17 protein-coding genes are annotated in these 19,404 nt (G+C 73.1%); 7 read left to right on the top strand and 10 right to left on the bottom strand.

Features of this window, described 5'->3' with window-relative positions:
• The first annotated feature begins 99 nt into the window (after window positions 1–99).
• From ACN265_RS14980 to mnhG, 3 genes are read left to right on the top strand one after another with little or no spacing between them, the layout of a single operon-like run.
• Complete coding sequence (locus ACN265_RS14980; protein ID WP_232377538.1) at window positions 100–663, top strand: Na+/H+ antiporter subunit E; 564 nt, start codon at window positions 100–102, stop codon at window positions 661–663.
• Complete coding sequence (locus tag ACN265_RS14975) at window positions 660–923, top strand: monovalent cation/H+ antiporter complex subunit F (RefSeq protein ID WP_088645903.1); 264 nt, start codon at window positions 660–662, stop codon at window positions 921–923. The genes ACN265_RS14980 and ACN265_RS14975 overlap by 4 nt, the downstream gene beginning before the upstream one ends.
• Complete coding sequence (mnhG, locus tag ACN265_RS14970) at window positions 920–1,285, top strand: monovalent cation/H(+) antiporter subunit G (RefSeq protein WP_145920159.1); 366 nt, start codon at window positions 920–922, stop codon at window positions 1,283–1,285. The genes ACN265_RS14975 and mnhG overlap by 4 nt, the downstream gene beginning before the upstream one ends.
• Before the next feature lie 135 nt (window positions 1,286–1,420).
• Here mnhG and ACN265_RS14965 read toward each other — a convergent pair whose 3' ends face one another.
• Window positions 1,421–1,801, bottom strand: a complete 381-nt coding sequence (locus ACN265_RS14965; RefSeq protein ID WP_204924355.1) for a YccF domain-containing protein — start codon at window positions 1,799–1,801, stop codon at window positions 1,421–1,423.
• Between the two features lie 57 nt (window positions 1,802–1,858).
• Here ACN265_RS14965 and ACN265_RS14960 point away from each other — a divergent pair, with 57 nt between their 5' ends.
• Window positions 1,859–2,875 (top strand): methyltransferase, encoded by a 1,017-nt coding sequence (locus tag ACN265_RS14960; protein WP_421408210.1) that lies wholly within the window; start codon window positions 1,859–1,861, stop codon window positions 2,873–2,875.
• A 60-nt stretch (window positions 2,876–2,935) separates the two neighbouring features.
• Here ACN265_RS14960 and ACN265_RS14955 read toward each other — a convergent pair whose 3' ends face one another.
• The 4 genes from ACN265_RS14955 to ACN265_RS14940 are packed head-to-tail and all read right to left on the bottom strand — an operon-like array spanning window position 2,936 to window position 7,171.
• Entirely contained in the window at window positions 2,936–3,958 is a 1,023-nt protein-coding gene (locus tag ACN265_RS14955) for a methyltransferase (RefSeq protein ID WP_421408207.1), read from the bottom strand.
• Window positions 3,955–5,121 carry an aminotransferase class V-fold PLP-dependent enzyme gene (locus tag ACN265_RS14950; RefSeq protein WP_421408205.1) on the bottom strand — a complete coding sequence of 389 codons (1,167 nt, stop codon included), beginning with the start codon at window positions 5,119–5,121 and terminating at the stop codon, window positions 3,955–3,957. Before ACN265_RS14950 ends, ACN265_RS14955 begins: the two co-directional genes overlap by 4 nt.
• A complete protein-coding gene (locus ACN265_RS14945) occupies window positions 5,118–6,410 on the bottom strand; it encodes a tryptophan 2,3-dioxygenase family protein (protein ID WP_421408202.1) in 1,293 nt (430 codons plus the stop codon). Before ACN265_RS14945 ends, ACN265_RS14950 begins: the two co-directional genes overlap by 4 nt.
• A 56-nt stretch (window positions 6,411–6,466) precedes the next feature.
• Window positions 6,467–7,171 carry a tryptophan 2,3-dioxygenase family protein gene (locus ACN265_RS14940; protein ID WP_420118675.1) on the bottom strand — a complete coding sequence of 235 codons (705 nt, stop codon included), beginning with the start codon at window positions 7,169–7,171 and terminating at the stop codon, window positions 6,467–6,469.
• Window positions 7,172–7,611: 440 nt separating this feature from the next.
• Here ACN265_RS14940 and ACN265_RS14935 point away from each other — a divergent pair, with 440 nt between their 5' ends.
• The 3 genes from ACN265_RS14935 to ACN265_RS14925 all read left to right on the top strand — a co-directional run bounded on the left by ACN265_RS14935 (window position 7,612) and on the right by ACN265_RS14925 (window position 10,643).
• Window positions 7,612–8,172: a GNAT family N-acetyltransferase gene (locus ACN265_RS14935; RefSeq protein ID WP_421408198.1), complete on the top strand. Its 561-nt coding sequence runs from the start codon at window positions 7,612–7,614 to the stop codon at window positions 8,170–8,172.
• 142 nt (window positions 8,173–8,314) lie between these two features.
• A complete protein-coding gene (locus ACN265_RS14930; RefSeq protein ID WP_421411496.1) occupies window positions 8,315–9,226 on the top strand; it encodes a siderophore-interacting protein in 912 nt (303 codons plus the stop codon).
• A 193-nt stretch (window positions 9,227–9,419) separates the two neighbouring features.
• The gene (locus ACN265_RS14925) at window positions 9,420–10,643 is read left to right on the top strand and encodes a multidrug effflux MFS transporter (protein WP_204924640.1); all 1,224 of its coding nucleotides are present in this window, start codon (window positions 9,420–9,422) and stop codon (window positions 10,641–10,643) included.
• A 30-nt stretch (window positions 10,644–10,673) separates the two neighbouring features.
• Here the strand turns inward: ACN265_RS14925 and ACN265_RS14920 are convergent, their stop codons facing one another.
• The 5 genes from ACN265_RS14920 to ACN265_RS14900 are packed head-to-tail and all read right to left on the bottom strand — an operon-like array spanning window position 10,674 to window position 19,072.
• On the bottom strand, window positions 10,674–12,110 hold the full coding sequence (locus ACN265_RS14920; RefSeq protein ID WP_204924349.1) for a condensation domain-containing protein: 1,437 nt from the start codon (window positions 12,108–12,110) through the stop codon (window positions 10,674–10,676).
• A 34-nt stretch (window positions 12,111–12,144) separates the two neighbouring features.
• Complete coding sequence (locus ACN265_RS14915) at window positions 12,145–13,476, bottom strand: MATE family efflux transporter (protein ID WP_421408195.1); 1,332 nt, start codon at window positions 13,474–13,476, stop codon at window positions 12,145–12,147.
• Between the two features lie 30 nt (window positions 13,477–13,506).
• Window positions 13,507–17,100, bottom strand: coding sequence for an SDR family NAD(P)-dependent oxidoreductase (locus ACN265_RS14910; protein WP_421408192.1), 3,594 nt, complete (start codon window positions 17,098–17,100; stop codon window positions 13,507–13,509).
• Between the two features lie 8 nt (window positions 17,101–17,108).
• A complete protein-coding gene (locus ACN265_RS14905) occupies window positions 17,109–17,951 on the bottom strand; it encodes an ACP S-malonyltransferase (protein ID WP_421408190.1) in 843 nt (280 codons plus the stop codon).
• A gap of 11 nt (window positions 17,952–17,962) precedes the next feature.
• A complete protein-coding gene (locus ACN265_RS14900) occupies window positions 17,963–19,072 on the bottom strand; it encodes a hypothetical protein (protein WP_421408187.1) in 1,110 nt (369 codons plus the stop codon).
• Between the last annotated feature and the right edge of the window lie 332 nt (window positions 19,073–19,404).

Genomic DNA, 19,404 nt, shown 5'->3' with positions numbered 1-19,404 from the left:
CCGCCGCAGCGCTCCCCGGACCGGTCGCCGCCGCCCGGGGAGCCGTCGCCGCAGCTTCCCGGCGGTGGGCCGGCCCCGGAGCATCCGGAGGACCGGCCGCTGACCCGGGCGGCCCGCCGCCGCAACCAGGCCGTCGCGATGATCGTCCTCGTCACCGTCTGGGTGCTGCTCTGGGGGACGCTGAGCTGGGCCAACGTGCTCGGTGGGCTGGTCGTGGGGCTGGTGGTGCTGACCGTCTTCCCGCTGCCCCCGGTGACCTTCGCCGGGCGGGTGCACCCGGTGCCGCTGCTGCGGTTCGCCCTGCGCTTCCTGCGGGACCTGGTGGTGGCCAGCGTCCAGATCGCGGCCCTGGCGCTGCGGTTCGGGCACCCCCCGCTGGGCGCGATCATCGCGGTGCGGCTGCGGGTCCGCTCCGACCTCAACCTCACGCTGACCGCCGAGGCGCTGTCCCTGGTGCCCGGCAGCCTCATCGTCGAGGTGGACCGGGACGCCGGCATCCTCTACGTCCACGTGCTCGGGGTGCGCGACCGTGCCGAGGTCGAACGCTTCCGCGACGGCGTGCTGGAGTTGGAGGCCCGGTTGATCGCGGCGATCGGCTCGGCTGAGGAACAGCGGCTGATCCGGGAGCACACACCGTCCACCCTGGAAGGAAGTTCGAGATGACCGCTGTCGCCGTGATCGTCACCGTGCTGCTGGCGGTGGCCGGTGCGCTCACCCTCACCCGGATCGTCCGGGGGCCGTCGGTGCTCGACCGGGCGGTCGCCACCGACGTGTTGCTGGCGATCGTGGTGGCCGCCGTGGCGACCGAGGCCGCCTACAGCCGGGACGCGACCGCGCTGCCGATCCTGGTGGTGCTGGCCATCCTCGGCTTCGTCGGCTCGGTCAGCGTCGCCCGCTTCGCCACCCGCCGGGACGACAGGTGAGCGTCGACGCGGTGCTGGACGTGGTGGCCGCGGCCTGCCTGCTGGGCGGCGCGCTGCTCAGTCTCGCCGCCGGGGTCGCCCTGGTCCGCTTCCCCGACCTGCTGTCGCGGATGCACGCCGCCGCCAAGCCACAGGTGCTCGGCCTGCTGCTGGTGCTGCTCGGCTGCGCGCTGCGGCTGCGGACCGGGGTGGACGTCACCACGCTGGTGCTGGTCGGCGCGTTCCAGTTGGCCACCGCGCCGGTCGCCGCGCACATGATCGGCCGGGCCGGCTACCCGCACGACCGGATCCGCACCGACCTGCTGGTCACCGACGAACTCGCCGCCCACCTCGACCGGCTGCACGCCGACCGGCGGCCCTGACCCCGGCGGCCCCGTGGCCCGGCCGCCGCGGGTCCGGCCGCCGCGGGTCCGCTTATGGGCTGATCGAGCGGTATCGACACCCTGTCGACACCGGCGGATCGCCACAGATGCGCCGCAGGTCGCCTCGGGGTGAGGTCAGGGCGCCTCGACGACCTCCCGGCCGAGCGGCCAGAACGCCGCCGGGACGAGCTTGAAGTTGGCGATGCCGAACGGGATGCCGATGATCGTGACGCAGAGCGCGATCCCGGCGAGCAGGTGCGACAGTGCCAGCCACCAGCCGGCGAGCAGCACCCACAGCACGTTCGCCAGCCCGGACGGGACGCCGGCCCCCGGCTTGGTGACCAGGGTTCGGCCGAACGGCCACAGCGAGTACGAGGCGAGCCGCAGCGACGCCACCCCGAACGGGATCGTGATGATGAGCACGAAGCAGACCACCGCCGCGACGAAGTAGCCGAGGGCCAGCACGATTCCGCCACCGAGGATGAGCCACAACAGGTTCAGGATGAAGCGAATCATTACTCCATAGTGACGGGTGCGTGCCACCGCGTCACCGCTCCATGATCTTATGTTCCCATGATCACTCCCACTCCTCTCATGCACCTCGTCGCCGGCGTCTGGGGTTTCAAGACCCTCGCCGTCGGGGTCGAGTTCGGCCTGTTCACCAGGCTGGCCGGCGGGCGGACCGTCACCGTTGCCGAGGCCGCCGCCGAGTTCGGGCTCGACGAACGCCCCGCCGACCTGCTGCTGTCGGCCAGCGCGTCGCTGGGGCTGCTGGACAAGGCCGGTGACGGCTACCGCAACTCCGCGCTGGCCGAGCAGTTCCTGGTCGAGGGGCGGCCCTACTACTTCGGTGCCCAGGTGCGCTACTCCGACCTGCGCACCTACCTGCCCTGGCACCGGGTGGGCGAGGCACTGCGCGGCAACCGGCCACTCACCTGGGATCCGCAGCAGCAGGACTCCCTGTTCGACACCACCGACCCGGAGCTGGTGGCCCAGTTCTGGGACGCCATGTTCGCCACCTCCCGGTTCACCGCCCGCGCGCTGGCCGACGCGTACGACTTCGGCGCGCACCGCCGACTGCTCGACGTCGGCGGCGGCGCGGGGGCGTTCCCGATCGAGTTCTGCCTGCGTCTGCCGCACCTGCGGGCGACGATCCTGGACCTGCCGCACGTGTGCGTGCGGGCCGGGGAGCGGATCGCGGAGGCGGGCCTGAGCGACCGGATCGGCACGGTCGCCGGTGACTTCCTCGCCGACCCGGCCCTGCCCGACGGGCACGATGTGATCCTGCTCAGCATGATCCTGCACGACTGGGACGAGCCGACCAACCGGGCGCTGCTGGCCCGCTGCCACGCTGCGCTGCCCCCCGGCGGGGTGGTCGTCGTCAGTGAGCTGCTGCTCAACGACGAGCGCACCGGCCCGCCGGAGGCCGCCCTGATGGGCATGAACATGCTCGTCGAGACCGAGGGCGGCAAGAACTACTCCGGCGCGGAGTACCGGCGGTGGCTGACCGACGCCGGCTTCGTCGACGTGCGCACGGTGCCGTTCGAGGCTCCCGGCGCGAACGGCGCGGTGCTGGCCCGCCGCCCCTGACCGGCCCGGCCGGGGCCGGCGGACCTCAGGCGTCCGCCGGCCCCGGCGTCGACCGGTGGATCACCCCGGCTTGTACGCGGTGACCAGTTCCCACCCGCCGGGCAGCACCGCCACCCGGGTGAACCCGACCTCGGTGAGCAGCCCGGTGTAGAACTCGACCTCCCGCAGCCGGCTGACGCAGCTGTCCACACCGATCAGGAAGTAGCTCCAGAAGAACTGCACGGCCAGCCGGTCCGGGGTGCGGAACTCCTCGGCGATCAGCAGCAGCCCGCCCGGTTCCAGCGCGGCGTACGCCTGCTCGACCAGGCGGCGGGCGACGTCGTTGGGCCAGTCGTGCAGCACCCGGACGAACGCCATGGCGTCGTAGCCCGTCGGCAGCGGCCCGGCCAGGAAGTCGCCGCCGACGAAGCCCAGCCGGTCGGGGTGCCCCCGGTCGGCCCGGGTGGCCTCGACCAGGGGTGCCACCGGCGGCAGGTTGAACACGTCGGCCCGCAGGGCGGGGGCGGTGTCGAGGACGTGCGCGGCGAGGGTGCCGTCACCACCGCCGACGTCCAGCAGGCGTCGCCGGTCCGCCCAGAGCCGGTCGGCGTGCCGGCGCACCGTCTCGATCACCGGGCCGAGCCCGGCGGCCATGCTGCGTTCGAAGTCGGCGGTCTGCGCGTCGGTCTTCGGCGGCCAGGCGAAGTCGTCGTCGCTCATGCCGACCTCACCGCGCAGGCTCTCGGCGAGCCGGCCGTGCAGCAGCCGCCACGGGTAGCGGTCCCGGTCCCGTTCGATCGCGTCCGGGCCGACCACCGCCAGCACGGCGTCGCGCAGCCCCGGCACCGCCCGGTAGCTGGCCCCGGCGATGTCGTCGCCGGATTCGTGCCGGGTGACGCAGCCGAGGCTCTCCAGGCAGTCGAGGAACTTGTAGAGCCGCAGCGGGCGCACCCCGAACCGGTCGGCCAGCGCGTCCAGGCGTACCGGGCCGGGTTCCAGCGCGTCGAGCAGGCCGAGGGCCAGCGCGGTCTCCAGCACGTCGACGGCCTTGGGACCGTTGACGAGCAGGCTCATCAGCGCCCGGGGGGACAGGGTGACGCTCACCGGTCCAGCTCCTCGCTCAGCGCGTCCATGAACGCGTCGACCTCGTCGAGGGTGTTGTAGACGTGCGGTCCGACCCGCAGCCAGCCCCGCCAGGTGCAGATCATGTTCCGCGCGGCGAGCCGCCGCTTGACCTCCTCCCCGTCGGGGACGTCCAGGCAGACCACCCCGCCCCGGCGGTCCGGGTCGGTGGGGCTGACCACGGTGAGGCCGGCCGCCGCCGCCCGGTCCAGGACCCGCTGGGTCAGCGCCAGCGAGTGCGCCCGGATCGCTCCGATCCCGACGCCCGCGAGCAGGTCCAGGCCGACCTGGGAGATCAGCGAGGTCAACGGGTACGGCGTGCCGCCGGCGAAGCGTTGCGCCCCCGCCGCCCACCCGGTCGACACCCGGAAGGTCAAGGCCCGGTCGCCGGCCTGCCAGCCGGTCGCCGCCGGTTCCAGCCGCTCGGCCAGGTCGGGGCGGACGTAGAGGAAGGCGGTGCCGGCCCCGCACAGCCACTTGTGCGCGCCGCCGAGGACGATGTCGACGCCGAGCGCCGTCACGTCCAGCGGGACCGCCCCGACGGTCTGGAAGGCGTCCACCACCACCAGGGCGCCGACGGCGTGGGCGCGGGCGACCAGCCGGGCCAGGTCGATGGTGGCCCCGGAGGAGAAACTCGCATGGGGTACGCAGACCAGCAGCGTCCGCTCGTCGATGCGGGCTTCGAGGGCGTCCTCGTCGAACCGGGGGCCGCCGGTGCCGACCACGTCGAGCCGCGCGCCGTAGCGGCGGAACGCGGTGCCGATGAACGGCACCGTCGGGTACTCCAGGTCGGTGGTGACGATCCGGTCGCGCGGCGGGCGGTAGTCGAAGCAGGACAGCACCCGGGCCAGCAGGGTGCTCAGGTTGGCGTCGGTGACCACGCTGCCCGGTGGTGCGCCGAGCAGCGCGGCGACCGAGTCGGCGTACCGGTCGAGGCCGACGTGCCAGCCCTGCCACACCTCGTCGCGCCAGTCGCGCAGGGTCGCCCAGTGGTCGGCGAGCACCCGTTCGACGGCCCGGGGTGCCGCGCCGGTGGAGTTGTTGCCCAGGTAGACGCAGGTCTCCAGCAGCGGGAACTCGGCGCGCAGGGTGGCGTGTGCGGCGGCGTCCAGGCAACGCGCCGGGTGGATCGCGGGTGCGCTCACTCGCAGCCTCCGATCGGATCGGTCCGGGGTGGACGGTTGTCGGTGGACACGGTGGTGAAGACCGGGACGGCGCGGACGGCCGCCAGGTAGGGGGTGCCCTCGGTGTAGCCGGTGCCGGAGCGCGCACCGAGCATCCGGACCGCCAGCCGGTGGTGGGTGCGTCGCCAGGTCAGTACCGCCTCGGCGAAGGCCGCCATCTGCTGCCGTACCAGGTCGAGGTCGGGCCCCCGCAGCGAGCCGGCCCGGACCGCGGCGCGGTAGGCCCGGTCGATCGACGGCTGGCCGGCCCGCACCACCTCGCGTACCTCCGGCACCGACCGGTACGCGGTGGAGTCCAACCGCTCCGGCTCCGGCGTACGGCACAGCGACTCCATGAGCTTGTAGGAGCGGGACTGGATGGCGCTGGCCCCCTCGGTGTACTCGCGGAACGTCCGGAACGCCGCCGGTTGCATGGTGGCCAGCAGGGAGAACAGCGTCCCGGCACCGCTGATCAGCTCCCGGGCGTACGCCAGCCGGCCGGCGGCCGGGCGGGGCCGGCCCGTGTCCAACGCGGCGATGGTGCCCCGCAGCTCCTCGGCGACCCCGGCGAAGACGCACTCGTAGGCCTGGAGGACCCGGATGAACAGGTACTCGTCGTGGGAGACGTAGACCGGCAGCATGCTCAACGCCAGGGCGCGTTCCCGGGCGGGGGCGCGGCCGGTGACGGCGAGCCGGTGCAGCGTCACCGCCGCCGCGACCGGGTCCCGCTCGGTGACCGCCCCGGCCAGGCCGAGCCGGGTGAGGGCCGACGCGACGGCGCGGACCCCGAGCCGGCACCGCTTGGCCGCCATCGCCGGTCCGGGCCGCTGTTCGGGGAGCAGGTCGATGGCGTCGGTCGAGGCGGCCAGCTCGAAGGCCAGGGCGTCGGCGACGAGGTCGACCAGGAGCCGGTCACGTTCCCAGCGCCCACCGCCGGGCCCCGGTCGGTCGACCTCGTCGGCCACCCGCCCGCCCGGTCCGGTCTCCGGGGCGACGGTGGACAGGGGGAGCAGGGGCAGGGCCAGGTAGCTGCGGTAGTCGTACCGGCCGTCCCACTTGTCGAGCGCCACGTCGAGGAAGGCGGACAACTCGCGGGCGGGGGTGGTCCGCGCGTTCACCCGGGCGCGCGCGGCGTCCAGCTGGACGAGGAGCTCCTTTTTGACGAAGTGTTTACCGACACGATGAAATTCGGTGACCACTGCCTGGTAGGGAAATTGCTCGGGATCGGCCGTACCGGACGACCAGCTCGTCAGCTCACGCACGAACCGCACCTCGTGGGGGTATCTGTCACAGGGAGCGCCGACGATTTTTCGAGTGGCGCGGCTCGTCATGCCTCTGCGGTGCCCGAATGCGCCGCCACCGGGACGTCGGCGCCCGGCCGGGACGGGCGCAGCTCGGGAAAGAACCGGTGTTCGAGGAGCTTGGCGAGCACGTTCGCCGCGCTGCCCGGGGTGCCGCCGGGGGCGTGCCCGCCGACCCGCAGGGCGACCTCGTAGTGGCGTACCCGCCACTGGTGGACCTGCTCGTCCCAGGCGATCATCGCCTCGGCGAGCCGCCGGGTCGGGTCGGTCGGTGCCAGCGCGTCGAGCCTGCCGCCCCGGGTGGCGAGGTGCTCGGCGAAGACCCGGCCGAGCCGCCTGCTGACCGTCGCGGCCCGCCGCCAGCCGGGCGACTCGGCACCGGAACCGTTGCCCAGCGCGGGTTGCATCGTCTGGAAGTCGACAGGCGACAGGTGCCGGAACATCTCCAGCTGGTCGGTGACCAGTCGTACCGCGAGCGTCGCGCGGGCCAGCAGCGCCGCCGCGGCGGTCGGGTCGGCGGCCCCGGTCCGCCCGACGGCGGCGCTCAGCTCGGCCTCGGCCAGCTTCAGCCACAGCTCGGCGGACTGGTGCACCACCTGGAAGAGCAGCTCGTCACGGTGGAGCATCTCCGCCGGGCGGCGTTGCAGGGCGAGCAGCTCGTCGGTGCGCATGTAACGGGCGTAGTCCGTGGAGCCGTCGCCCGGCAGCACCGGTGACTGGTCACGTTTCACGACTGTCCCTTCTCCTAAACGCCGGCGCGCACGGGACCGGCACTCGACAGCGGCAATTATTCAACGACGAACGGCAATGTGTCACCCCCTGTTCCACGATTAGTGATCCTCGGCGCTCCGAGCGAATCGCCGCCTTTGCGCTCCGGCCCGGGTCGGCTATCAGAACGAAATACGCGAGTCAATACCAGGGGGTGCCTGACGTGTCACAGGCCGGCGGCCCGGGATGCGGTCGCCGATCGCCGGTGGCCGGGTGCGGTTTTCCGGTGTCGCCGTTCCGGTGTCGCCGCCGTCGCGGGGCGTCGCCGGCGGAACATTGCCCCGGGTGGTCGTTTGCATACTTTCCGAAGTTGTGATGGGGTCTGACGGAATCGTCGCCGAGGGTGTCGTTCCGACAGCGAAAAGTGACGGGCCCGTCGGGCCGGTCGCCCGGAAGGAGTGCCATGACCACTGCGCCGACCTCCACCTCGTGCCGCGTCGACGGATTCGGGGAGGTGTCCCTCCGGCCGGTGGATCCCGACCGGGACGTCGCGGTGATCCACGACTGGGTGACCCGGGAGCGGTCCCGGTTCTGGGGCATGCGCGGGGCCAGCCGGGAGCGGGTCCGCGAGATCTACGCGTACCTCGACTCGCTGACCACCCACCACGCCTACCTGGCCCACCGGAACGGCCGGCCGGTGGCGCTCTTCCAGACCTACGAGCCGGCGGCCGACCCGGTCGGGCGGTGCTACGACGTACGCCCCGGCGACTTCGGCATCCACCTGCTGATCGGCCCGCCGGACGACGGCCCGCAGCCCGGCTTCACCGGCGTGCTCCTCGACGTGTTCCTCGCGTTCGTGCTGGCCGACCCGACCCGGCTGCGGATCGTCGCCGAACCGGACGCCCGCAACGCCCGCGCCATCGACCGGCTGGTCCGGGCCGGCTTCGTGCCCGGTCCGGAGATCGACCTGCCGGAGAAGCGGGCCCGGCTGCTCTTCCTCGACCGCGCCGCCCGGGAGCGTTGACCAGGCTCGGGGCTGCGCGGGCAGGGGGCGACGCGCCCCGAACGGGGGAGGGGTGACCCACGTCGCCATTCACGTTGTTGGTTAGGTTAGCCTCACCTACGTGCTTAGTGATCGAGTTCGCCCGGCGGGGGAGCGGCACCACCTGACCGGCACCGGGACCCTGCCCGTCGCGCCCTGGCGGCTGTTCGACGTCCAGGTACGCACCGCGCGTCGGCTCAGCCCGTCGTTCCTGCGGGTCACCTTCACCGGCCCGGACCTCGACCGGTTCGCCGACAACGGGTACGACCAGCGGATCAAGCTGGTGCTGCCGGTGCCCGGCCGACCCGGCGTCCACCTGCCCGGCGGCGACGACTGGTACACCCACTGGCGCGCCCTGCCCGAACAGGAGCGCTGCCCGATCCGCACGTACACCGTCCGGGCGGTCCGGCAGCACCTGTCCGAGGTGGACGTGGACCTGGTGCTGCACGGCGACCACGGCCCGGCGGGCCGGTGGGCACTGCGGGTCCGCCCCGGCGACGAGGCCGGGCTGCTCGGACCCGACGCCGGCTACGACGGCGAGCACGGCGGCATCGAGTTCCGCCCGCCGCCCGCCGGCCGGCTGCTGCTGGCCGGTGACGAGACCGCCGTGCCCGCGATCAGCGCCATCCTGGAACGCCTGCCCCTCGACGCCCGGGGCAAGGTGCTGCTCGAGGTGCCGGACCCGGCCGACGTCCTGCCGGTGTCCGCCCCACCCGGCGTCACCGTGAGCTGGCTGGCCCGCGCCGGCGGCGGCCACGGCAGCAGGCTGCTCCCCGCCGTGGCAGCGGCGGCGCAACGGCTGCTGTCGGGCACCGGGACGACGCCCGCCGGGGCGGTCGTCGACGTCGACGTCGACGTGGCCCCGCTGTGGGAGGTGCCGACCCCGACCGCGCCCGTGCCCGTCTACGCCTGGCTCGCCGGCGAGGCCGGTGTCATCCGCGCGCTGCGCCGGCACCTCGTCGCCGAGCGGGGCGTGGACCGCCGCGCCGTCGCCTTCATGGGGTACTGGCGGCTGGGGCGCGTGGACCCGGCCTGATCCGTGACCAGCGGCTGTGACCCGCGTTACCTCTCGGTGGAGCGGGAATCAGAACAGCAGGTCCGGATTTGAAGCCAGGTGTGACTGTCGTACCGCCTCGCGCCCGGCCGCACCACGACCGGGCGGAGCTTCCCCGATGACCGATCTCGCCCCCGACCGGCTGACGAAGGTCGCACCGACGCCCGGAGAACTGATGACCCGCCGGCAGCGGGTCCGGCTCGTCCTCGTCCTCGGCTCGCTGATCGCCATCGGCCCGCTGACCATCGACATGTACCTGCCGGCGCTGCCCGCCATCGCCGCCGACCTCATGACCACCTCGGCGGCGGTCCAGTTGACCCTCACCGGCACGCTCGCCGGGCTGGCCCTCGGCCAACTGCTGATCGGGCCGCTCTCCGACGCCGTCGGCCGCCGTGGCCCACTCATCGCCGGCCTCGCCCTGCACGTCGTGGCGTCGGCACTCTGCGTCGTCGCCCAGCACATCGCCGTCCTCGGCGCGCTGCGGGTGGTGCAGGGCCTCGGCGTCGCCGCCGCCACGGTGGTCGCGATGGCGGTGCTGCGGGACCTGTTCAACGGCACCGCCTTCGCCACCCTGCTGTCCCGGCTGCTGCTGGTGATGGGTGCCGCCCCCGTCCTCGCCCCGACCCTCGGCGGCGGGGTGCTGCGCTGGACGGACTGGCGGGGGGTCTTCGTGACCCTGGCCGTCTTCGGGGTGCTGCTCGTCGTGGTCGCCGTGATCGGCCTGCCCGAGACCCTGCCCGCCGAGCGTCGCCAGCCCGGCGGTGTGTGGTCGACCGCGCGCCTGTACGGCGCGCTGCTGCGCGACCGGACCTTCGTGGGGCTCGTCGTGGTCGCCGGGCTGGCCATGGCGGCACTGTTCGCGTACGTCGCCGGCTCGTCGTTCGTCCTGCAGGAACGGTACGGGCTCGACGAGCAGCAGTTCGGGCTGGCGTTCGGGGCGGGCGCGGTGGGCCTGATCGGGGCGGCCCAGTACAACGTCCGGTTGCTGCGCCGCCACTCCCCGCAGCGCATCCTGGTCACCTCGTTGAGCGTCGGCACCCTGGCCGGGCTGGCCCTGCTGGCCTTCGCCGTGACCGGGTTCGGTGGGCTACCCGCCCTGCTGGTGGCGCTGTGGGTGGTGCTGGCGGCGGCCGGCCTGGCGATGCCGAACGCCCCGGCGCTGGCGCTGTCCCGCCACGGTGAGGCCGCCGGCACCGCCTCGGCCCTGCTCGGCGCGGTGCAGTTCGGCGTCGGCGCGGTGGCCGCGCCGATGGTGGGGGTGCTGGGCAACGGCGCGGTGGCGATGGCGCTGGTGGTCGCCGGGGGCATGGTGGCCGCGCTGGCGGTGCTGTTCCTCGTGGTCCGCCCGTCCCGGCTCGCCGACCTGGAACCGCCCTCGGCGGTCGTCGTCGTGCACTGACCCGACCGTGACCGGGCACCTACCGCCCGGTCACGGGGTGTCCGCGTTTCCGGGGACCGCACAGAGCCGGTGACCCTCGAAGATCTCCGTCACCCGGCGCAGGCTGACGTCGTCCCGGGCCAGCTCCATGGCGACCTGCTCCACGGCGTACAGGAAGCCCCGGATGTCGGCGGGGGCGAGCAGCGCGGTGTCGGCCATCAGCGACAGGTGGATCCGCTCGGCGGTGCCGCCCGCGTCGGCGTACAACGGCATCGCCTCGGCGGCGGCCCGCTGCGGCCACTCGAAGGTGGTCGTCGCGGCCAGCCCGGCCAACGCCTGCGGGTCCGGCGCCGGGCCGGCGGGTCGCGGTTGCAGCGACCACCGGTCGTTGAACTGGCCGCCGACCGGGAGGGGCCGTCCGGCGGCGTCGGCGGCGGCGCGGGCCACCTGGGCGGCGGCGCGGCCGTCGTGGCGGGCGTGCCGCATCGCCGCCCCCATCGCGGCACGGGCGTGCCCGACCAGGTCACCGACGGTGTCGCCGGACACCTCCATGGCGGTACGGACGGCCTGGTTGAGGCTGGTCACGGTGTACCGCAGCTCCGGTTCCACCCGGTTGCTCTGCATGATGTCCAGCGGGTAGACCGGCGTGGCACAGACCGTGCGCACCAGCGCGTTGACGACGGCCAGCAGGGTGACCGACGTGGTGGTGCGCAGTCGTCGGGCGGCCAGCCGCAGGGCCACGGCGGCGGCGTCCGAGGCGAGTTCCCCGCGCCAATACCGGGGGGTGACCGGGGTGACCCGCTCGGGCAGCGGGTCGGCCGGGAGCCGGCGGAGCTGCTGACGCAGGTGTGCCAGCGCGTCGACGTTGAGGCGTTGCCCGTCCGGGGAGCGTTCGAAGACGGCCAGGTCGACCGGCTGCACCGCCGGTCGGGCCGGCGGTGGGGCGTCGCCGTCGGTCCTGGCCCGCAGCAACGCGGCCAGCTCGGCGGCCAGGAGGTCCGCGCCGAGGTGGTCCGCCGCCAGGTGGGACACGGCGAACATCAGCAGCACGGGGATGCCCTCGTGGGTGGCGACGGCGAACCGGATCGGCAGCTCGGTGTCGTGGGCGAACGGACGGCCACCGGCCCGGCCCAGACAGTCGGTGACGATGTCGGCGAAGCTGACCGGGTCACCGTCGGGCCGGTCGACGACCTCGACGGTGACGACGCCCTCGCCGAGGACGTGCTGGCTGCCCTGGCCGTCGACCCCCGCCGGGAAGAGCGTGCGCAGCGACTCGTGCCGCTGCAGCAGGTGGGACAGCTGCGCCAGCACGTCGTCGACCTCGAGCAGCAGGGGTACGTCCAGCCACCGGGTCAGCACGAAGAACGGCTTCATCTCCGGCAGCCACCGGCGCAGGACGTCCCAGGTGCCCTGCTGGCCCCAGGTCAGGTGGGCGGTCCGGCTGCGGCCCGCGTGGAACGTCACCTCGACGGTGCGGTGGTTGATCACTGGTGGTCCTCACGGGGCGGGGATGGACGGGGCATCAGGTCGCGGCGGGCACCGCCGCCGGCGCGGGCCGGACGAACAGCACCCGCCGCAGGCAGAACACGCTGTAGGTCAGCCCGGCGGTCCAGCTGGCCACCACCGCCCACATCACGGCGTCGATGCCGAACGGCCCGTTCAGCAGCCAGGCGAAGGGGATCTGCACGGCGACGAAGGCGATGAGCGTGCAGATCAGCGGCGCGGTCGTCCGGCCGGCACCGTTGAGGTACCCGTGGATGACCACCATGGCGGTGTAGAGGAGCAGGAAGGGATAGATGATCGTCAGGTAGCGTCCGGTCAGCTCCCGGGTGGCCGGATCGTCGGTGAACAGCGCGGCCAACGGAGCGCGGGCGACCAGCACCACCCCGGCGACCAGCACCGACAGCACGGCCGTCAACCGCAGCGTGCGCAGCAGCCCCGCGCGGGCCCGGGCCAGGTCGCCCGCGCCGAGGTTCTGGGCGGCGAAGGCGGTCACCGCCCCGGAGAAGTCGAGGAACAGGATGCCGGTGAACAACTCGATCCGGGAGACGATCGTGAACGCGGCGAGGACCACCTCCCCGTAGGACTGGATGATCCCGACCAGCACCATGATCCCGAGGGCGAGCACGATGTGCTGGCTGGCCAGGGGCAGACCCAGCCGGGCGGCGTCGACGAGTTCCCGGCGGATCGCCGGCCGCGGCCCGCCGCGCCGCACCGGGTGGGTGCGCGCCGCCCAGACCAGCCCGACCACCAGGGCCACCGTGCTGGCCACCGCGGTGGCCAACGCCGCGCCGACCACACCCCCGTCCAGGACGGCGACGAAGAGCAGCACCAGGACGACGTTGGCGATGCTGCCGACGCCCTGCACCCACATCGCCGAGCGGGAGTCACCCAGCCCACGGAAGTAGGCGCTGACCGCGGCGCTGCCGAAGATCCCGGGAAAGCCGAGCGCCAGGGTGCCGAAGAACCGGGCCGAGTCGGCGGCGAGCCGCCCGTCGATGCCCATCACCGCCAGCGCCGGCTCGACCAGCAGCGTCGCCAGGACGACACAGCCGGCGGCCCAGACGACCGTGAGGAGGGTGAGGGCGGCGACCACGTCGCGGCGACGGTCGACCTGCTGGCCGCCGGTCAGGTGGGCCAACCGGATGGTGAACGCCGTGCCCAGCCCGATGAACATGGCGTTGAGCAGATAGAACAGGGGCCCGCAGGCACCCACCACGGCCAGCCCCTCGACCCCGACGTAACGGCCGACGACGACGCTGTCGACCAGCAGGTAACCCTGTTGCAGCAGGTTCGCCGCGGTCAGCGGCAGGGCGAAGCCGACGATGCGCCGCAGCGCCGGCCCCGTAGTCATGTCCGACATGCCACCCTCCGATCGGTGTCGTCAGGCGGCGGCGTCGGCGAACGCGACCAGGTCCTCGACGTGGTAGGCGATCTCGGCGACGGTCCGGTCGGCGAGCAGGTCCGCGACGTCGTACTGCACGCCGTGCCGCACGGCGATGGAGTTGGCCACCGAGGCGGCCATGATGGAGTCGCCGCCCAGGTCGAAGAAGTCCGCCTCCACGTCGAGCGTCGGATAGCCGAAGGCGAGGGCGAGGCACTGCGCCACGGACCGTTCGACGTCGGTGTACCCGCCCTCCGGCCGGCCCTCCAGCTCGACGTCGACCGCGTCGACGGTGGCCCGGATCCTGTCGGCGGCCTGCCGCAGCCGCTGCTCCAACGCCTGCATCTCCTTGTCGACCTTCGCGTCGATCTCGGCGGAGAGCCGCACGTCGTAGGAGCGCAGCAGGTGGATCAGCTCCCCCCGGTAGTGCAGCTCCCCGGCGAACAGCCGGGACCGGCCGGAGCGCAGGCCCGCGTCGAGGACGTCCAGCGCGACCCGGGTGGGCAGGGCCCGGAACATGGTGTCTCCGCTGGTGCCGTGGTCGACGGCCATGCCGATCTCCTTCCACGCGACCCAGTCCAGCGCGATCACGTGGGTCGACCCGCCGGCCCGGCTGCGGGCCACGTTGTCCAGGTAGTAGTTGGCCGCCGCGTAGTCGGCCTGGCCGGGGGCGGGGAACACCGACGCCACCGACGAGAAGTGCACGACGAAGTCTGGCCGGTCGGCCCGGGTGAGCTGGTCGAGCAGGAACGCGGCGTGCAGCTTCGCCCGGACCACCGCGTCGAAGTCGGCCAGTTCCCGGAACATCACGGTGCTGCCACCGGGCAGGCCGGCGGCGTGCACGATGCCGTCGATGCGGCCGTACTCGCCCCGGACGTCGGCCACCGCGGCGGCCAGCGCCTCCGGGTCACCGGCGTCGGCGGCCACCACCCGCACCCGCGCGCCGAGTTCCTCCAACTCCCGCACCGCGCGTACCCGCCCGGCGCGGGCGTCGCCGGCCGGCGCGGCCAGCAGGTCCGGCCACTGCGCGCGCGGCGGCAGGCCGGACCGGCTGAGCAGCACCAGGGTCAGGTCGGGCTGCCGGGTGGCGAACGCGTGGGCGACGGCCAGGCCGAGCGCTCCGGTGCCGCCCGTGACCAGATAGGTGCCGCCCGGCCGCAGGTAGCTCTGCGGGCCGTCGGTGTCGACCTGCGGCACCTCGACGAAGACCTCGTGCAGGCGTCGGCCGTCGCGCCACAGGAACACCCCGCGTTCGGGGGAGAGGATCTCCGCCCGGACCGCGTCGGGCGACACGTCCGGGTCGACGTCGAGGTGGGTGACCCCGAGGTACGGGTACTCCCGGCCGATGACCTTGCCGAAGCCGACCAGCGCGCCGTTCTCGACCACCACGTCGGGTTCCGCGTCGTGGGCGCAGACCGCGCGTCGGGTGAGCACCGTCAGTTCCAGCTTGACGCCGGCCGCCATCAACGCCTTGGTCAGGTGGAACAGGCTGTGCAGGTTCTTGCCGGTCCGCAGGTCGAGCCCGGCGAGGTCGGCGGCGGGGACGGCGTCGAAGCCGAGCGCGTGCACCAGGTGGGTGATGCCGTCGTCCTCGACCAGCTGGGCGATCTCGGCGAAGGAGTCCGCCGACCGGGCGTCGAAGGGCGCGCCGCCGGGGCGTACCGGCTCGCCGAGCCGCAGCACCCGCAGGTCGTCCAGGTCGGTGGCGGCGAGCAGCCGTCCGGCGTCGGTGTCCGGGTCGACCAGGGCCAGCACCCGCGCCCCGGGTGCGGCCGGCGTCGGGTCGGCGGCAGGGGCGAACACCACGTCGTGGGTGACCGGGTGGTCCTCGTCGACGGTGCCCAGCGACAGCTGCGCCCGCCAGGTGTCGGGGAACTGCACCCACGCGGGGGTGGTGTCGAAGGCGTACCCGGGAAGGCGGACGATCCGGCGGCGGCCGTCGGAGAGCCGCCGCCAGTCCACCGGCGCGCCGGCCAGGTAGCGGCGGGCCTCGTCGCCCAACGGGCCGTCCGGCGGCGGCGACGCCCCGTCGGCCAGTGAGGCGACCAGTTGCCGGCGCAGGTCGGCCACGTCGTGGACGACGAAGGCCGCCCGGTGCCGGTGCCCGCTGCGGGAGACCTGGCTGGTGTGGCAGACGTCGGCGATGTCGACCCCGTCGAGGCCGGCGGCGTCGATGAACCGCACGTACCGCTCACCGAGGCGGACCAGGGACTTCAGGGTGGCCGCGCTGAGGGTGAACAGGAACGGCCCCGGGCCGGCGGGGGTCGCCGGTGCCGCCGCGACGTGCTCCTCCAGCACCACGTGGGCGTTGGTGCCGCCGAGGCCGAAGGCGCTGACCCCGCAGCGCCGTGGGCCGTCGTCGGGGGACTCCCACGGTCGCAGGCTGGTGGAGACGTACAGCGGCCCGGCGGCGAAGTCGAGCTTCGGGTTGGGGTTCTTGAAGTTGGCCTGCGGTGGGATCATCCGGTTGCGCAGCACCGCGATGGCCTTGATCAGGCCGATCACGCCGGAGCCCTCGAACAGGTGCCCCACGTTGGCCTTGACGGTGCCGACCGCGCAGAACCCCCGGTCGGTGGTGTACCGGGCGAAGGCGCGTTTCATCCCCTCGTGCTCGATCGGGTCACCGACCCGGGTGGCGGTGCCGTGGGCCTCCAGGTAGCCGAGGGTCCGGGGGTGCACGCCCGCGTTGCGCCAGGCGGCGTCCAGCAGGTCGGCCTGCGAGTCGGAGTCGGGATTGGTGATGCCCTCGGTGTTGCCGTCGTGGTTGACCGCGCTGCCCTTGATCACGGCGTAGATCCGGTCGCCGTCCGCGACCGCCTGCGACATCCGCTTGAGCACGACCGCACCCGACCCCTCACCGAAGCCGGTGCCGTCGGCGGCCTCGTCGAAGGTGCGGGTGACCCCGTCGGAGGACTCGATACCGATGTTGGAGTGCGGGTGCTTGACGGGGGAGAAGACGATCCGGGCGCCGCCGACCACCGCCATCTCGCAGTCCCCGGCGAGCAGCGCGTTCTTGGCCTGGTGCACCGCGACCAGGGTGGCCGAGCAGGCGGTGTCCACCACCAGGCTCGGGCCGCGCAGGTCCAGCAGGTGCGACAGCCGGTTGGCCAGCATCGCCGGGATGTTGCCGGTGATGGCCTGCTGGCCGTTGTTCGGGTCGACGCGGCAGATGTAGTCCAGATAGGTCGAGCCGGGGTTGACCGCGAAACCGACGAACACCCCCGTACGGCTGCCCCGGAGCCGGTCGAAACCGTAACCGGCGTCCTCGAAGGCGAGGAACATGGCGCGCATGACCATCCGGTGGTGCGGGTCGGTCAGCGTGGCCTGCCGGGGATTCATTCCGAAAACGGTGTGGTCGAAGGTGTCGACCTCGTCGAGGAAACAGCCGTTGTGGTATTCGACGTCGGGCTCGTTCACCGGTTCGATGCTCGTCGCCCGGAGATACCTGATGTATTCGGCGAGCTTTTCCTGACGGTTCGTGGGAAATGGTCGGGTGAGGCTCGCCCCGGAACTGATGATCTGCCAGAAGGTGTCGAGGTCGTCGGCCCCGGGAACCTCGACCGACAGGCCGACGACCGCGATATCCGTGTCCATACGGTGAATCACCTCTCCGCGATGCGGGTGAGAAATGCGCTGAGGGTCTTGCCGTTGACCTCGTCGAACCCGGTGACCCCGGCCGCGCGCAGGGTGGTGACCGCCCGGACCCACTCCACCGGGGTGGACAGTTGCCGGGCGAGCAGTTCGGCGGCGCGGTCGGTGTCGAAGACGTCCCCGGTCACGCCGGAGACCACGGGGGTGTGCCCGGGGGCGAAGTCGCAGCCGTCCAGGACGGCCCGGAACCGCTGCTCCGCCGCCGCCATCAGCGGGGTGTGGAAGGGGCCGCTGACGTTGAGCGGGACGACCCGGGCCCCGGGCAGCGCGCCGATCGCCTTGGCCGCGACGGCCAGTTCGGCGCGGTCCCCGGCGATCGTGCTCTGGGTGTCGGCGTTGAGGTTCGCCACGAACACCCGGGGCAGGCCGGTCTCGGTCAACGCCCGCCTGACGAACGACACCGGCAGGCCCTGCACCGCCGACATGCCCCCGCCGGTGACCTGGGACATCAGCTCGGCCCGCCGGTCGACCAGCCGCAGGGCGACGTCGAGGTCGAGCACCCCGGCGGCGACCAGCGCGTTGTACTCACCGAGGCTGTGGCCGGCGAAGTACCGGTAGTGCCCGGGGCGTTCGGCGATCACCTGCTGTGCCAGCAGGGCGTTGACGAAGAACACCGCGGGCTGGGCGTAGCGGGTGTCGCGCAGGCGTCGGTGCGGGTCCCGGGTGCACAGCTCCTCGATGGACCAGCCGAGGATCTCGTCGGCCCTGGCGGTGGCCTCGGGGAACAGGCCGAACAGGTCGGCGCCCATGCCGCGGCGCTGCACCCCCTGGCCCGGGAAGAGTAGACAGTGCACGTGGTGTCCTTTCACGGTCGCCGGGAGGCTCGTCGGATCGACTCGAAGCGCAGCGTCCGGCCGCCGAGGCACTCCCGGGTGAACCGGCGGGCGGCGGGGCCGGGGCCGCAGTCCAGCACGGTGGTGATGCCGGCGTCGGTGACGGCGTGGACGCTGGCGGTCGCCCAGTCGACCGGGCGGACCAGCACCTGCTCGACGAACTCGTCGAGCAGGTCGGCGTCGGGCGGCAGGGTCCGGGGGGCGTCCGCCGCGTAGACCGGTATCCGCAGCTCACCGGCGGCGGGCAGGGGGCCGACGAAGGTCCGGTCCCGGCGTACCTCGTCGGCGGCGGCGGCCAGGTGCGGGCTGTGGAACGGCAGGGTGTTGGTGAGGAACGTCCAGGTCGTCGCGCCGCCGCGGAACATCGCCTCGTGGTGGGCGTAGAAGTGCAGCAGGTCCTCGGTGTGCCCGCTGAGCACGCCGGTGGTGGGGGTGTTGACCAGGCCGACCGTGACCGACCGTCGGGTGTCCCGCCGGTAGCAGTCGACCAGGGCGGCGAGATCCGCCCGGGAGGGGCCGTCGACCAGCGCCATCGGGCCGGGGCGCTGGCGCTGGCCGCCGCCGGTGGCGTACCGCCCGGTCAGCTCGATGGGGACGGGACGGTCGGCGGTGGCCTGGTGCCCGCGGACGAGGCTCAGCGCGACCAGCCTGATTGAGGTCTCGGCCAGGGCGAGGAAGGCGTCCGTGCGCTTCGGCCGCAGGCCGGCGACGATGGCCGCCTGGAGCCCGATGCTGTGCCCGATGGCGGCGGTGACGGTGTCCGGGACGGCCCGCCGGGGTTGCAGGTCGCACAGCTGGATCAGGTGGACGCAGATGCCGGCGACGACCGAGTCGTCGGTGCCGGTCGGCGGCGCGGTGGCGGGGTCGGTCAACCACCGGCGCAGTCGGCTCCCGGTGGGGACGACCGGCTCGGGTACGGGGCCGAGATGCTCCCGCAGGTCGTCGAGGGTCCGGAACATGCGGTCGAAGAAGAGCGCGTTCTCCGGCTGCGCGTGCAACGCCCCGAGGGTGGGGAGCAGATTTCCCTGGTGACCACCTATTCCGTCGAAAAGGGCCAGGGTGCGCCCGGAAGGGGTGAGCATTTCCACGGGGATTCCTTGCTGGTCGGGTGGAATGCGTGCGCGGTTGACCCGACACGGCGGGCAGCGGAAAGGCTGCGTCGATTGCCGACGGCTGCTTCTGATTGTGGCGGTGTTTATCGCGTCCGGTGGAACTTGCACCGCGAACAATATGCGACCCATCGCGCATGGTCAATAGCCTGGTCGCGCTGCGCGATCTGACGGCCGGTGAACGGCCGTTTTGGCAGCTCAGTCGGCTATGCGTGGTAGGTGACCCGGCGTGACGAAACAATTGTCAGGCAGGCGTGGTTTGTCCCGCCGATTCTCGTATGTGCGGCGAACCCCGTACGAATTTA

This window comes from Micromonospora sp. WMMD730 (assembly GCF_049178955.1).
Lineage (GTDB): Bacteria > Actinomycetota > Actinomycetes > Mycobacteriales > Micromonosporaceae > Micromonospora > Micromonospora wenchangensis.
This window is presented reverse-complemented; position numbering and strand designations above follow the sequence as displayed.

What these genes read in the sequence shown, in the direction of transcription:
- ACN265_RS14910 (WP_421408192.1), bottom strand. Translation starts at nt 17,100, where the DNA reads ATGGACACGGATATCGCGGTCGTCGGCCTGTCGGTCGAGGTTCCCGGG.
- ACN265_RS14960 (WP_421408210.1), top strand. Translation starts at nt 1,859, where the DNA reads ATGATCACTCCCACTCCTCTCATGCACCTCGTCGCCGGCGTCTGGGGT.
- ACN265_RS14975 (WP_088645903.1), top strand. Translation starts at nt 660, where the DNA reads ATGACCGCTGTCGCCGTGATCGTCACCGTGCTGCTGGCGGTGGCCGGT.
- ACN265_RS14935 (WP_421408198.1), top strand. Translation starts at nt 7,612, where the DNA reads ATGACCACTGCGCCGACCTCCACCTCGTGCCGCGTCGACGGATTCGGG.
- ACN265_RS14925 (WP_204924640.1), top strand. Translation starts at nt 9,420, where the DNA reads ATGACCCGCCGGCAGCGGGTCCGGCTCGTCCTCGTCCTCGGCTCGCTG.
- ACN265_RS14915 (WP_421408195.1), bottom strand. Translation starts at nt 13,476, where the DNA reads ATGACTACGGGGCCGGCGCTGCGGCGCATCGTCGGCTTCGCCCTGCCG.
- ACN265_RS14900 (WP_421408187.1), bottom strand. Translation starts at nt 19,072, where the DNA reads ATGCTCACCCCTTCCGGGCGCACCCTGGCCCTTTTCGACGGAATAGGT.
- ACN265_RS14965 (WP_204924355.1), bottom strand. Translation starts at nt 1,801, where the DNA reads ATGATTCGCTTCATCCTGAACCTGTTGTGGCTCATCCTCGGTGGCGGA.